The organism is Armatimonadota bacterium, from assembly GCA_020354555.1.
Taxonomy (GTDB): domain Bacteria; phylum Armatimonadota; class Hebobacteria.
This window is the reverse complement of the sequence record CP070648.1, coordinates 3963940-3978654: the sequence shown is the minus strand read 5'-3', so window position 1 is coordinate 3978654 and position 14715 is coordinate 3963940. Positions and strand designations below refer to the sequence as shown.

General features: G+C 68.3%; 9 protein-coding genes. All 9 read left to right on the top strand.

The window, feature by feature from the left end; translation table 11 throughout:
* On the top strand, window positions 1-1021 hold a 1021-nt coding region (locus JSV65_16255; GenBank protein UCH34084.1), incomplete at its 5' end, for a hypothetical protein.
* A 338-nt stretch (window positions 1022-1359) separates the two neighbouring features.
* Window positions 1360-1821 carry an RDD family protein gene (locus JSV65_16250; GenBank protein UCH36815.1) on the top strand — a complete coding sequence of 154 codons (462 nt, stop codon included), beginning with the start codon at window positions 1360-1362 and terminating at the stop codon, window positions 1819-1821.
* Window positions 1822-1913: 92 nt separating this feature from the next.
* Window positions 1914-2930 (top strand): zinc-dependent alcohol dehydrogenase family protein, encoded by a 1017-nt coding sequence (locus tag JSV65_16245; protein UCH34083.1) that lies wholly within the window; start codon window positions 1914-1916, stop codon window positions 2928-2930.
* Window positions 2930-3175, top strand: coding sequence for a hypothetical protein (locus JSV65_16240; GenBank protein ID UCH34082.1), 246 nt, complete (start codon window positions 2930-2932; stop codon window positions 3173-3175). Before JSV65_16245 ends, JSV65_16240 begins: the two co-directional genes overlap by 1 nt.
* Before the next feature lie 278 nt (window positions 3176-3453).
* Window positions 3454-4872: an efflux RND transporter periplasmic adaptor subunit gene (locus JSV65_16235; GenBank protein UCH34081.1), complete on the top strand. Its 1419-nt coding sequence runs from the start codon at window positions 3454-3456 to the stop codon at window positions 4870-4872.
* A 37-nt stretch (window positions 4873-4909) separates the two neighbouring features.
* Window positions 4910-7321 (top strand): FtsX-like permease family protein, encoded by a 2412-nt coding sequence (locus tag JSV65_16230; protein UCH34080.1) that lies wholly within the window; start codon window positions 4910-4912, stop codon window positions 7319-7321.
* Between the two features lie 310 nt (window positions 7322-7631).
* Window positions 7632-10796: a glucosylceramidase gene (locus JSV65_16225; GenBank protein UCH34079.1), complete on the top strand. Its 3165-nt coding sequence runs from the start codon at window positions 7632-7634 to the stop codon at window positions 10794-10796.
* 30 nt (window positions 10797-10826) lie between these two features.
* Window positions 10827-12296, top strand: a complete 1470-nt coding sequence (locus tag JSV65_16220; protein ID UCH34078.1) for a sulfatase — start codon at window positions 10827-10829, stop codon at window positions 12294-12296.
* A gap of 139 nt (window positions 12297-12435) precedes the next feature.
* A partial coding sequence (locus tag JSV65_16215) for a hypothetical protein (protein UCH34077.1) occupies window positions 12436-14715 on the top strand: 2280 nt, incomplete at its 3' end.

Here is a 14715-nt window from a genome sequence, read left to right as displayed (position 1 = left end):
GGCCGGCTTCGATGTCGCCCAGCTCTACGCCGCCGCGCGGGCCGGCGTGTACTGCTGGATTCCGCTCGGCGGGAGCCTCGATCTGTCCGCCGACCGCGAGGCCCGCGAGGGACGCATTCGCGAGGTCGTCGCCGGCGCGAAGGATCACCCCGCGCTGCTGATGTACGAGAGCATGGACGAGCCCGCGTGGACGTGGAAGGACCCCGGCGCGGCTCGCGCGCTGCCGGATGGCCTTGCCCTCGGCTACCGGTTGATCAAGGAACTCGATCCCAACCATCCGGTCACCCTGAACCACGCTCCGCGCAATACGGTCGAAACGCTGCGGAAATACAACGCCTGCACCGACGCGGTGTCGGTGGACATCTACCCCATCGTGCCGCCGGATATCCTGCACATCTACGGCCTGATCGCCGACGGCCGCCACGGGGACCTGCGCAACCAGACGCCGTCGTGCGTCGGCGAGTACGTGGACAAGATGCGCGCGGTCGCGGGGCCGGACCGGCCGGTGTGGATGGTGCTGCAGGGCTTCGCGTGGGCGGACCTCGACGCGGAGACGAAGATCAAGTCCTCGGTGGTCTATCCGACATACGAGATGACGCGCTACATGGCGTGGCAGTCGGTGATTCACCGCTGCAACGGCATCATCTACTGGGGGACGCACACGCTCGATGAGGGGAGTGATTGCTGGCGCGGGATCGTGCGCACCATCCGCGAGCTGGCGGATCTGCACGATGTCCTCGTGGCGGACGAAGCGCCGGTCGAGCTGGAGTTGGCGTACGACGAGCTGGGCTTCTCGATAGATGTCGGTGTTGAAGTGTCCGTGCGCGATGCCGGGGGCTACCGCTACATCCTCGCTGCCAATTCGAGCATAGACCCCGCTGGTGTGGCATTCCGCGGCGTGGCGCTCCCCGACGGCGACATCGAGGTCCTCGGCGAGGACCGCACGGTGGCGGTCACAGGCGGTTCATTTCACGACACATTCACGGGCCTCGCGGTGCATATCTACCGCGCGAAGAGGTAGGGCAGAAAGTCCGTCCAAGCGCTGCGGAGCGATCCGCATCGGGTTTCCCTGCAAGCCATCCCGGGAGGATTCCCTCGCCCGGCGGTTAAGGTAAGCATCGGCGGAAAGGCACAGACGCTAGGGATCTTGCGGATGCGGTGGCCCGAGCCTCCGCACGCTGACACCAGTACCGGCACCTCTCCAGGAAAAGGAGGCCAGACATGGCTGACAAGGTATGTCCGACGTGCGGGTATCAGCTTCAGCCCTTCGACAAGGAATGCCCGAAGTGCGCGCGGATCGCGGAGCAAGGCGAGCAGCCCCAGGGACAGCCGACCCAAGCCCAATCTCCCGGGGCTCAAATGCCGCCGCAGCCCGCGCCGCCCCTAGGCGCGCCGCAGACCTTCGTCGTGCCCGCCGAGAAAGTCGGCTTCTGGACCCGCTTCCTCGCCTCCTTCATTGATGGGATCATCGGTGCGGTCGGCAGCGTCGTAATCGGCGCTGTGCTCGCCGTCCTCGGCGCGCCGCGGACCGCCGGCGCCATCAGCATACTGGCGGGAATAGCGTACTCCGTGCTGCTCATCGGCGCCTACGGCCAGACGGTGGGCATGATGGCCCTCAGCATCAGGGTCATCAGGACCGACGGCACGAAGGTGGATTACCTCATCGCCTTCATCCGGTGGATAGGCTCTCTGCTGTCGGCGTTCGTCCTGTGCCTGGGATACCTGTGGATCGCGTTCGACCCCGACAAGCAGGCGTGGCACGATAAGATCGCGGGGACCTATGTAGTCCGGGCTCAGGCGCAGCAGACCACAGCAAGCTGACAGGCATCTCTCGCCGCACGTCGCGGGAGTCCCAACGCCAGGACGCCCGGCACAAGGCACCGCGGCGCGCGCTCCATCCCCGAGGTGCAGTAATGAAGGCGATGATTCTGGATCAGCCCGGCGATATCGCGACCACGCCGCTGGCGCTGCGCGACATCCCGACGCCGGAGCCGCGCGCGAAGGAGATCCTCGTTCGCGTGGAAGTCTGCGGGGTCTGCCGCACCGACCTGCATGTCGTCGAAGGCGAGCTGCCGCCGCACAAACAGCCCATCATTCCAGGCCACGAAATCGTGGGGCGCGTGGAGGCGCTCGGGCATGGGGCGACGCGCTTCAAGCCTGGCGACCGCGTCGGCGCGGCGTGGCTGCATCAGACCGACGGCACGTGCGCGTACTGCCGGCGCGGCGACGAGAACCTCTGTGATGAGCCTCGGTTTACGGGCTATGACGAAGATGGCGGGTACGCCGAGTACACTCTAGCGCACGAGGATTTCGCGTATGCGCTGCCCGAGGAACTCCCGGCGGCGACCCTCGCGCCGCTGCTGTGCGCGGGGATTATCGGGTATCGCGCCCTGCGCCGCAGCGAGGTGAAGCCGGGCCAGCGGCTCGGCCTCTACGGCTTCGGCGCCTCCGCGCACATCGTCATCCAGATCGCGCTGCACTGGGGCTGCGAGGTGTACGTCGTCAGCCGCGAGGAGCGCCACCGCGCGCTGGCGCGAGAGATGGGCGCGACGTGGGTCGGCGCGTCCGGCGCGGTCCCGCCGCACAAGCTGCACAGCGCGATATGCTTCGCGCCCGCCGGAGAACTCGTGCCGCCGATCCTCGACGCGCTCGACAAAGGCGGCACGCTCGCCGTCGCCGGGATATACATGACTCAGATTCCCCCGCTCGATTACGACCGGCACCTGTTCCGCGAGCGCAACCTGCGCAGCGTGACTGCCAATACGCGCGAGGACGGCGAGGCGCTGATGCGGCTCGCGGCGGAGATACCCTTGCGCACGCATACCCAGCCGTTTCCCCTGGAGCAGGCCAACGAAGCGCTGCGCCGCCTCAAACGCGACGAGATCAGCGGCGCGGCGGTGCTGGAGATCACGCGGGCGGGGAGGCCGTAATGCAGCAAGGGCTCGGCGATATCCTGACCTACGGCGGGTATGTGATCGCCGTCATCGTAGCCATGCTCGCGTATCATGTCGGGCGCGCGCGGGGCGCGAATGCCGCGAATCGCTGGTGGGAGAATTGGCTCGGCGTCACCGCCGATGACCTGGAAAGCCACCAGTTCGACCGCCAACTGCGAGACTTCCGGCGGCACATCGGCCGCCCGGCGGACGAGTGGCCGGAGCTGGCGCGCGAGGATTAGGCCTGCGCGATGGTGCGACAGGCTCGTCCGGCGCAGGCAGGCCTGCGCGCCGTACGCGGGATTGCATCCTGTCGCTCTCCGCGCGGATTCGCAGTCTGCGCCGCCGTGTCTCTCGTGGTCGTTCTGCGTCGCACGACACGGCATCCCAGTAAGAGGACGAACCAATTACCGCGCCGAAACACCCCGCAATCGGGTAACATGCATCGGGTGACCATTCCCCCCTGCGAAAGCAGTTCGCCCACATTGCGGGCGGCTCGCATGCGCCGGCAGGCAAAGGAATGAAAAGAAGACTTCGCTTGGTCATCGGGGTCGTCGTGGCAATGGTGCTCGTCGCCGTCATCCTATGGCGAGCCCTTGCGCCGCCGACCGTTACCGTGGTCGCGGCTCGCCGCGCCGATCTGGTTGACACGCTGGCGGCCACGGGAGTAGTGGAGGCGATGCAGGCGGCCGTCGCGCCGAAGATCGTCGGCAGGATCGAGACGCTGCTCGCGGACGAAGGGGCTACCGTGACACGCGGGCAGCTCCTGGCCCGCCTCGACGCGAACGAGCAGCGCGCGATGCTGCGCGAGCGCGAGGCGGCGCTGCGCATGGCAGAGGCCGAAGTCGCCGGCGCACATGCGGCGCTCGCCCAGGAGCGCGCGGCAAGCCGCGCCCGCATCCAGCGCGCCCAGGCCGCGGAGCTGGCGGCCCGCGCGCGCCTGCAGGATCTGCGCGCCGGATCTCGCACGCAGGAAATCGAGAGCGCGCGCCAGGCGGTCGCCGCCGCCGAGGCGGAGGCGAAACTCGCAGCTGCGGACTACGAGCGCATGAGAGATCTCTTCGCCAAAGGCGCGGTCTCCCGCGCAAACCTCGATGCGGCGCAGGCGCGGCTGGCAGGTGCGCAAGCCGCGCTGCGCGCGGCGCGCCAAGAGTTGGCGCTGCTCCAGGAAGGCGCGCGCCCCGAGCAGATCGCCGCCGCCGAGGCCGAACTGAGCGCCGCTCAAGCGACGGAGCGAGAGGCGCGCGCGGCCGCGGGGCAGGTCACCGTGCTCGAACGGAGTCTCACCGCAGCCGAGGCCCGCGTCGAGCAGGCCCGCGCGGCGGTCGCTGTCGCGTCGAGCCCCCTCGCCGAGACCGATGTGCTCGCGCCGATCTCAGGCCGCGTCGGGCGACGCTATCTCGATGTCGGCGATCTCGCCAGCCCGCAGACGCCGCTGTTCCTCATCACGGACACAGACAACCTCTGGATTGCCGCGGAGGTGGACGAGGAGGATCTGTCGCTGGTGCACGTGGGCCAGAAGGTGGAGGTCGCCGCCGAAGCGTTGGCCAGGCCGCTCCCCGGCGCCGTGGTGGAGGTCGCTCCCCTGGCCATCCCGCGCGGCCTCGAGCAAGTGCGCGCCAAGATCGTCCGCAGTAAGGTCGTGCTCGACGAGCCGACGGAGCTTCTTCGCCCCGGCATGGAGGTTGACGTCTCCGCCGACACCACCCTCGCCCGCGACGTGCTGCTCGCGCCGACCGATGCCCTCATCGAGGAGGCCGAGACGACCTATGTCATGGTCGTGCGGAGCAGCGTGGTTCGCCGTCAGAAGGTCGCGGTCGGGTACACGACGTTTCGAGATGCGGAGATCACCTCCGGGCTGCGCGAAGGCGATCAGGTCGTCGTCGCGGGCGGAGAGGGGCTCCGCGACGGCCAGCGTGTAACCGCGCGCGAAGAGTAGCGCCGGCGAGCAAGGCGCGCTCCTCGAACGCGCCCGAATGTCAGTCGCCGTCTTCCCGAATATGTCTCGCCTCAATACCAAGGTCATCAGAGAGCTGACTCGCTCGCGATGGCAATTCATCGCGGTCGCCGCGACGGTCATGCTCGGCATCGCGTTCTTCCAGGGATCGCTCGTTTCTTACAGCAACCTGGGCCGCTCGTACGCGCTCACCTATCGCGAGTTGGCGTTCGGCGACGTGTGGGTGCGCATGGCGGCCGCGCCGGACCGCCTGGCGCGCCGCGTTGGGCGAGTGCCCGGCGTGCGGGTCGCCATGGGCCGCATCGTCGAAGAGGTGAGGGTGTCCCTGCGCGACCGCCCGGTGCGCCAGGTGCTGGGGCGCATGATCTCGGTGCCGGCGGAACACCAGCCCGAGATCAACCGCGTGCGCGTGGTCAAAGGCCGCTATCTCTCGCCGCAGAGCCGCCGCGAGGCGCTGCTCGAAATCAGCTTCGCCAAGGCGCACAACTACCGCGTCGGCGAGTTCATCTACCCCACGATCCGCGGCGAGGAGATCCGCTTCCGCATCGTCGGGCTGGTGCAGAGCGCCGAGTACATCTACGCGATTCAGAGCAAGCAGTATCTGATGCCGACGCCCAACACCTTCGGCGTCATGTTCGTCCCGGAGCGGCAGGCGGAAACGCTGTTCGACATGGCGGGGGCGATCAACGAGATCTGCGTCACTACGGAGCCGGGGCAGCGGGAGGCGGTGGCGCGGCGCATCCGGACGATCACCGATCGCTACGGCGGCGAGAAGCCTGACACCCGCGACGAGCAGCCCAGCAACAAGTTGCTCATGGCCGACCTCGAGGGCTACCGCCAGATGGCGATCATCTTTCCGCTGCTCTTCCTCACCGCGACGGTGCTGACGAACTACACCCTGCTGGCGCGCATTGTGCAGGCGCAGCGGCCGCAGATCGGGGTGCTGCGAGCGAGCGGCTTCGGCCAGCGCGCCGTGCTCGTGCACTACCTGTGGATCGCCCTGGCGCCGGCCCTCATCGGCGGCGTTCTCGGCATAGGCCTGGGATATATCTTCGCCTGGTCCGTCACCCGGATGTACGTGTACTTCATCAACATCCCATACATGTTCTTTGAGGGCAGGCCGGACCTCGCGGTCGCTGCCATGCTCATCGCGGCCGGCGCGGGCCTCATCGGCGCGCTGTCGCCCGCGCGCAAGGCGGCCCGGCTGCCTCCGGCGCGGGCGATGTCTCAGGAGGCGATGATGACCGGGTTCCTGCCGCGCGGCGTGCGCTGGCTCGGCCGGGGCCTGCCGCCGAGCCTCAAGCTGCCCGTGCGCAACCTGGTGCGACGACCACGCCGCGCGGTCTATACCATCCTCGGCATCGCCCTTGGCGTCGCCATGGTCGTCCTCTCCCTCGCCCTGCTCGACAGCGTGGAAGACGCCATCGCGACCTTCTTCCAGGAAATCGAGCGCTACGACGTGTCCGCGGGATTTGCCATCGAACAGCCGGGGCGCGTCGTGTCTCAGATCGAAGGGTGGCCGGGCGTGTGGCGCGTCGAGCCGACGCTGGGGGTCGCGGTTGACCTCGAACGCGGCGATGTGACCCACGCGACGATCCTCGAGGGACTTCCCCCGGGCGGGCAGTTGCGGCGGCTCACCGATGCCTCCGGGCGGCGCGTCGTGCCCGAACCGGGCGAAGTGCTGCTGGGCGCGATGCTGCGCAATAAGTTCGGCGTGCGCGAAGGCGATTGGATCAGGCTGAGCTACGTGCAGAATCGCCGCGAGTTCGGGATCGTCCGCATGGCGCGCGTCGGGCCGGCGATTACGCAGCCCATCGGCTCGACGGCGTACATGCGCATGGACGACGTGCAGCGCCTCTTCGCCGACCGGCTCGGCAAGCCACTGGGCGCGGCGAGCGGTGTGCTCATCCGCGGCGCGCCGGAGCGTTTGGAATGGATCAAGCGGCGGCTCGATCGGATCCCGGCGGTCGCGGCGGTGCACGATCGCGGGCAGACCTACGACGAGATTCAGGAGCTGATGCGCTTCAACAGAGTGTTCATGGGCATCCTCGCCTTCTTCGGCGTCGGGCTTGCCTTCGCGGCGGTCTTCACGGCGGTCAGCATCAACGTCTTGGAGCGCGTGCGCGAGCTGGCGACGCTGCGCACGCTCGGTTTCGGCCTGCGCCAGATCGCCTGGTTCACGAGTGTGGAGAACCTCGCGGTGGCCGCCGCGGGCGCGGCGGTCGGGGTGCCCTTGGGCCGCTGGCTCGACGTGTACCTCATCACCTCGGCGCAGACCGAATCCATGTCACTGGAGCCGGTCATCTACCTGCGGACGTACTTGATTGCGGTATTCGGGATACTCGCGCTGGCGCTCGTGTCGCAGATCCCAAGCCTGCTCAACGTGCGCGGCATGGACCTCGCCCAAGCGACGAAGCACATCGCGGACTAGCCCGGATCATTCATGACGAGCGCAGGTTTCGGACCGACTGGCCGCCTGGGCTGCGCCTGAGGCTCACCCGCCTCCGGTGGGCGCACAAGCGTCATGAATGATCCGCGAGCAGCGACTGTGGCGCACGCAACGACCGACCCGCGACAGGCATGAATAACGCAGGCTAGCCGTCGGCGCCGCGCGACGCGGAGGCGCGCAGGCCTGGACGGCGCCTCGGTGGAAGTGCATATCCGATCGGTGCACGGTTGCACGTCACACTCGCTTCTCGCATACCGTGCTCACATAACGGCCATTCCCGGAGGGGATGCTCATGCCGCATTCATTCTGCTTTCTCGGCCTCGTGTGCCTGGTACTGCCCGTGCTTCTGGCAACATCGAGAGCGGCGGGCGATGAGGTCAGGTTCGATTTCGAGACCGGGGACTTGCAGGGCTGGGCGGTCGTCGCCGGGAAGTTCGACCGGCTCATCTGCGACCGCGAGATGTGCCGCAACACGCCCGAGGTCAAACTCAACCACCAGGGCAGGTACTTCCTGAGCACGGTGGAGCTGGCCGACGGCGGGTTCAACGACACCATGATCGGCGTGATCGAGTCGCCCGTGTTCGTCCTCACCGAGCCCACGATTTCCTTTCTCGTCGGCGGCGGCGCGCACCCCGATACCTACGTCGCGCTGTGCACCGAGGATGGTACCGAAGTTCTCAAAGCCAGCGGCAGGTCGGCGGAACTGATGCGCCGCGTGGTCTGGGACGCCCACGAATTCGTCGGCGTGAAGATGTTCGTCAGCATCGTTGACAGGCGCACGGGCGGCTGGGGGCACGTGACGTTCGACGACTTCACCGCGACGGGCCGGATTGATCTCGAGGCAACTGCGATGCTGAGAAGGACTTTCGCGCAGCGCGAGCGGGCGCGAATCGAGCGGGAGCGCGCCCTCGCCGCGCGCCGCAAGGCAGAAGCCGCGAAACACAGGCGGCAGCTCTCGTCGGACGACTATCTGTTCTCGCGCGGGCGGCAGCGCGTCTATCGCGGGGAGCAGCTCACGGGGATCAGCCTGCCGGTCGGCGGGATCGGCAGCGGCTGCATTCAGATGGACGGCCGCGGGGTGCGCACGGTGTGGCAGATCTTCAACAACCACGAGCAGGCATCGGTCCCGCACAGCTTCTTCGCGGTGCGTGCGAAATCGCCGGGAGCGCCGGCAATGGTGCGCGCGCTGCAGACCGCGCCGGTGGGGCCGTTCGCGGCGATGAAGAGCCTCAGCTTTCGCGGCGAGTATCCCTTCGGCTGGTACGACTTCAAAGACCCGCAGCTGCCCGTTTCCGTGAGTCTGGAGACGTTCAATCCGCTGATACCCCTCAATGCCCGTGATTCCGCCATCCCGTGCGCGATCTACAACCTGAGCGCCGAGAACCGCGGCGACGAGACGGCGGAGGTGAGCTTCCTCGCGACGCAGCAAAACGCCGTCGGCTTCACGGGAAAGGGCGCGATTGACGGCCGGTCGCACGGGGATTACGGCGGGAACATGAATCGGATCGCGCGCGTCAAGGGCGCGACTGTCCTGCACATGTCCGCGGACATGAAGGACGACGCGCCGGGGTCCGGCGACATGGCGCTCGCGGCCATCGGCGAAGCCGCGACGGCGACCGCCGCATGGCGCGAGCTCGACGCGCTCGCCGCCGCCTTTGCCAATGACGGCGAACTCCACGGCCCGAAGAAGGCCGGGCCGTCCCCGCCCGGGGCAACAACGGACGCGGCGCTTGCGGTCCCCTTCAAGCTCAAGCCCGGCGAGAAGCGAACCGTGACATTTGTCCTGGCCTGGCATTTCCCCAACGCGGCGCACGGCAATCGGAAATGGGGCGGCCGCGGCAACATGTACGCGAATTGGTGGGGCGGCGCCCTGGATGTCGCGCGTGAGGTGGCATCGCGCCTGCCGGAACTGACGCAGCTCACGCGCCTGTATCACGACACGCTCTACTCCTCGAACCTGCCGCGCTGGCTGCTCGATCGCATCGGTTCGCAGGTCGCGATCCTGCGCAGCCAGACCTGCTTCTGGACCAAGGACGGTTACTTCGGCGGCTGGGAAGGCTGCGTCCCGTCCGGGGGTTGCTGCCTCGGCAACTGCTCGCACGTCTGGCATTATGCGCAAGCGCACGCGCGCCTGTTCCCGGAGATCGGCCGCATCATGCGCGAGCAGGAGCTGCGCTTCCAGACCCCGGACGGCGGCATCCCGCACCGCCAGGCACCCAACTTCGGCCCCGCGTTCGACGGACAGTGCGGCATCATCCTCGGCGCGTACCGCGAGCATCTCGTCGGCCCGGACCGCAGGTGGCTCGGCCGCCACTGGCCGAAGGTCAAACTGGCGATGGACTACACGATCGCCACCTGGGACGCGGACGAGGACGGGGTGCTCGCGGGTGCGCAGTGGAACACGTTGGACGAAGCTCTGGGCGGCAGTTCGTCGTGGCTCGGCACGCTCTACCTCGCCGCCCTCGCCGCCGCTGAGAAGATGGCGGCGCTGCAGGAGGAGCCGGACACCGCGGCGCGCTACCGACGCATCCGCGAGTCGGGCTCGGCCAGGCAGGATGAGACGCTGTTCAACGGCGACTACTATATCCAGATTCCGGATGCGGAGCCGCGCAAGGACTACATGACGGGCTGCCACATAGACCAGGTGTTGGGACAGTGGTGGGCGCATCAGCTCGACCTCGGGTGGCTCTATCCGCCCGCGCGCGTCCGCACCGCGCTGCGCTCGCTCGTCAAGCACAACTTCCGCCCGCACTTCGTCGGCATCGCGCAGGCGCCGCGCAAGTTCGTGGACGACTCCGACGCCGGCCTGCAAATGATCACCTGGCCCGCAGGCGGGCGCCCGGACCCGCAGCAGACGATGTTCTACGCCGACGAAGTCATGACCGGATTCGAGTATTCCGCCGCCGCGGCCATGATGCAGTCCGACTTGCTGAACCAAGGATTCATGATTGTGCGCGCGGTCGCCGATCGCTACGACGGCCGTCTGCGCACGGGCCTCACCGGGCCCGACAGCGCGGCGTGGGGCTACAGCGGCAACCCGTTCGGCGACGATGAGTGCGGCAAGTTCTATGCGCGCGCGATGAGCGTGTGGTCCATGCTGCTCGCCTGCCAGGGGTTCATCTATGACGGGCCGGCGGGCGTCATCGGGTTCGAGCCAAAGTGGCGGCCCGAGGATCACGTTTCCTTCTTCACCGCCGCCGAGGGCTGGGGACTGTTCGCGCAGAAGAGGACGCGCCGGCAGCAGACCGAGCGGATCGAGATGCGCCGCGGCCAACTGCGCGTCAGGACGATGATCTTCGCAGCGCCGCGGAACCGGCGTCCCGTCCGGGTCACCGTGACGGCCGCCGGAGCTGCTGTGCCGGCCTCGCTCAGCGTTGAGGACAGCCGGATCACCGTCTCACTGGCTTCCGGAATCACCGTGCGCGAAGGCGAGATCATCGAGGTCACGTTGCGCTGAGCGAACGCCGTGCCGCGGGAGGGCAGACGCATGGCCGGCCAACACAGACCGCTCGATGAAGAAGGCGGGGCACGCCGCGTTGCCCCGATCACGCGCCGGACATTCTGCCGCTCGGCGCTGCTCGGCCTCGCCGGGCTGACATCCCAGCGCGTCTTCGCCGCCGCATCCGCGCCGCGGCCCAACATCCTGCTCATCACCGCCGATGACCTCGGCCCGTACCTCGGCTGCTATGGTGACTCGATTGCGCGCACGTCGAACCTCGACCGGCTCGCCGCCGAGGGGGTGCGCTTCGAGCGCGCGTTTGTCACGCATGCCTCGTGCAGCCCGTCGCGGAGCAGCATCTTCACCGGCCTCTACCCGCACCAGAACGGGCAGATCGGCCTCGCCCATCTCGGCTACTCGATGCGCGAGGGCATGCGCACGCTGCCCGCTCTGCTCGAGCAGGCGGGCTATCGCACCGGCGTCATCGGCAAGATTCACGTTGCGCCGGACAGCGCCTTCCCGTTTGACTGGAAGGGCGGCCTCAAGGTCGCCGACACGCGCGACGTCCGACTCGTCGCCGAGCGCGCCGGCGATTTCATGAGCCAATCCGCCGGCCCGTTTTTCCTGATGGCGAACTACTTCGACCCTCACCGCCCGCTCGCGCACCAAGTGAAGGGGGTTCCGCAGCAGCCGTTCGCCTCTGACGGCATCAAACCGTTCCCGTTTCTCGGGCTCGACACGCCGCAGATTCGCGAGGAGGTCGCGGGCTACTACAACTGCGCGGCGCGGTTCGATGTCGGCGTCGGGATGCTGCTCGACCGGCTAGCGCAAGCGGGCCACGGCGAGAACACGATCGTCATCGTCCTCGGCGACCACGGCCCACCCTTCACGCGCGCCAAGACGACCTGCTATGAGGCCGGGCTGCACATCCCGCTGATCGTCCGCTGGCCGGGCCGCGCGAAAGCGGGCCTCGCAAGCGGTGCGCTCGTTTCGACCGTGGATATCCTGCCCACCGTGCTGGATGGCGCGGGGATCGAATTGCCGGCGCCCATCGCCGGGCGCTCGCTCGTGCCGCTGCTCCGGGGCAAGGACGTGCCCTGGCGCGAGTCGCTGTGCGCCGAGTACACGTCCCACGGCCCGCGAAACTTCTATCCCCGGCGCTCGATCCGCGACGCGCGGCACAAGCTCATTCTCAACCTGCTGCCGGACCGGCCCAACCCCGTGCTCGGCGTTGACGGCTGCGCCGCGTGGGCGGCGTCCCGCGACCCGGACCTGGACGGCACGATGATGCGCGGCGTGTACGACACCTATCATCATCCGTCCGCGGTGGAACTCTACGACCTCGATAACGACCCCAACGAATTCCATAACCTCGCCGGCAGGCCGGAGCACGCCGCAGTTGAGAACCGCCTGCGCCGGCAGCTCGAGCAATGGCGCGAGGAAACGAACGACCCGCTTGTCGATCCCGAAGCGTTGGCGGCCTTGACGCGGGAGCACGACGCGCTTCCGACCAAGTGATTGCGGGCAGCCGGTGCGGAATGAACATCGCTGCTTGCCGCGTTCACGTCGCGCCGCCGACGGGCGAGTCCGTGCATGTCGCGACCGCCCGACCAAGCTCGAGCAGGACTCGCCAGCCGCCGCGGCAAACTACTCCACAATGTCCCGGACTCCGCACCCCTCAGGCGCGAAGCCGCGGGCCGCGTCGCCCACTCACGACCGAAGCCCGCCTGCCGGCTGGCCGCTGCTGGCCGGCATTCTGCTCGTAAGCCTCTGCGCGCTGACCATCGAACTGGTGCTGGTGCGCCTGTTCTCGGTGTTGGCTCACTACCACTTCGCCTTTCTTTCGATTTCTATCGCCCTGTTCGGCATCAGCCTCAGCGGCGTATTCGTCCATGTCTTGAGCCGACGCGTCGTGAGCATTGAGGCCGGTCGCATGCTGCCGCGGCTGGCGCTGCTGCTGGCGCTCAGTGTCTTCCTCGCGACGGCGGTGCTTCTCTCCCTCAACCTCGATTTCAGCCGCGGGTGGCGCGCGCTGCCCAACCTGTTGGCGATCTACCTTGCCTGCGCGCTGCCGTTCCTGTTTTCCGGCATGTGCGTCGCGCTGGCGCTGCGCCACTTCACGGAGCAGGTCAGCCGAGTCTACGCCGCCGATCTGATCGGCGCGGGACTCGGGTGTGTGGCTGTGATCCCGCTGCTCAGTATCCTGCCGGCGCCCGATGCGATGCTCGCCGTCGGCGTCCTCGCCTGCGGCGCCGGCATCGCGTTCTCAGCGTCCGGCGGCGCCCGTGCCGACCGGCCGCTCGCATCCGTCGCGCTCGTTCTGGCGGCTGCGCTCCTCGCGCTCAACCTGCAAGCCGACGTGCTCCAGGTGCGCTACGTCAAGGGCCAGCGCCAGCCGCCCCTGCTGTGGAAGCAATGGAACGCCATCTCGCGCGTGGACGTCCGCGGGCTGCTCAACCCCGCCCGCCCCAGCGGCTGGGGGCTCAGCGAGGCGTATGACGGCCCCGCGCCGGCCGACCGGGAATACGTGATCACGATAGACGGCTTCGTGGGCAGCCCGATCGCGCCGTTCGACGGGAATCTCACCCATGCCGACTACTTGCGCTACGACGTGACCGCCGTCGGCTACTACGGCGCCCCACGCGGGCCGTCGCTCATCATCGGCTCCGGCGGCGGCCGCGACGCGCTCGCGTCGCTCGTGTTCGGCAATCACCCGGTCACCGCGGTGGAGGTGAATCGCGCCGTGGTCGCGCCGGTGCTCGGCAAGTTCGCCGCCTACGCCGGCGACATCTACCGCCGCCCCGACGTTGACCTCGTGATTGACGACGCGCGGCATTACGTCCGGCGCTCAGAGCAGCGCTACGCCGTGATTCAGGCGTCGCTGGTTGACACCTTCGCCGCCAGCGCGTCCGGCGCCCTCGTGCTGACGGAGAGCAACCTCTACACGCTTCAGGCCTTCCAGTCGTATCTCGCGCATCTCGCGCCCAACGGCATCATGACTTTCTCGCGCTGGCGTCACGAGCTGCCGCGCCTTGTGGTGCTCACCCGCCAGGCGCTTGAATCCAGCGGCGCCGGGGCGGCGAGCGCGCGCGTGATCGTCGTCGCGGCGTCCGATGACCCCAACGCCGTCGCCACCGTGGTCGCGAGTCGCGAACCGCTCACCGCCGATCAAGTGCGCGCCGTCACCGATGCCGCGCGGCGCCTGCGCTTCCTGATTCCCTATGCGCCCGGCGTGCGCGGAGACGACGAGATCGCCGCCCTGATCGAAACCGCCGATCTGGAGCGCCTGCTCCACTCCATGGACGAGGACCTCTCGGCGCCCACCGACGACTGCCCGTTCTTCTTCAGCACGGTGCGGCTGCGCGATTTCTTCAGCATCGCGCATCTCTTCGGCCGCTTCGGCGAGACCGGCCCCATCGCCCTGCTCGCGCAGTTGCTCGTCGTCGTCGCGGTGCTGGTCGTGCTCTTCATCATCGCCCCGATGTCGTTCGCGGGCAGGCTCGGGCACACGCCGCCGACCGCGGCGGCGCTGCTCATCTACTTCTCGTGCCTCGGCCTGGGGTTCATGCTGGTCGAGATTCCGCTCATTCAGCGGTTCATACTCTTCCTCGGGCACCCGATCTACGCGCTGTCCGTGATTCTGTTCTCCTTGCTCGTCTTCGGCGGCATTGGCGCTTCGCTCACCGCCCGCTGGGCGCCGGAGCATGCCGCCCGCGCCGCCGCGGCGGCTGCGGGCCTTCTCGTCGTCCTGCTGTTGTTCTACATCCTGCCGCTGCCGGCGCTGCTCGCGCGCCTGATCGGGCTCGAGCCGGCGGCGCGGGTCGCCGTCGCAGCCGGGCTTTTGCTCCCAATCGGGCTCGTCATGGGCATGCCGTTCCCGCTCGGCCTGAAGATCGCCAACGTGCGCTCCGCCGAGATCATCCCGTGGCTGTGGGCG

What these genes read in the sequence shown, in the direction of transcription:
- JSV65_16250 (UCH36815.1), top strand. Translation starts at nt 1,360, where the DNA reads ATGCCGCCGCAGCCCGCGCCGCCCCTAGGCGCGCCGCAGACCTTCGTC.
- JSV65_16245 (UCH34083.1), top strand. Translation starts at nt 1,914, where the DNA reads ATGAAGGCGATGATTCTGGATCAGCCCGGCGATATCGCGACCACGCCG.
- JSV65_16240 (UCH34082.1), top strand. Translation starts at nt 2,930, where the DNA reads ATGCAGCAAGGGCTCGGCGATATCCTGACCTACGGCGGGTATGTGATC.
- JSV65_16235 (UCH34081.1), top strand. Translation starts at nt 3,454, where the DNA reads ATGAAAAGAAGACTTCGCTTGGTCATCGGGGTCGTCGTGGCAATGGTG.
- JSV65_16230 (UCH34080.1), top strand. Translation starts at nt 4,910, where the DNA reads ATGTCAGTCGCCGTCTTCCCGAATATGTCTCGCCTCAATACCAAGGTC.
- JSV65_16225 (UCH34079.1), top strand. Translation starts at nt 7,632, where the DNA reads ATGCCGCATTCATTCTGCTTTCTCGGCCTCGTGTGCCTGGTACTGCCC.
- JSV65_16220 (UCH34078.1), top strand. Translation starts at nt 10,827, where the DNA reads ATGGCCGGCCAACACAGACCGCTCGATGAAGAAGGCGGGGCACGCCGC.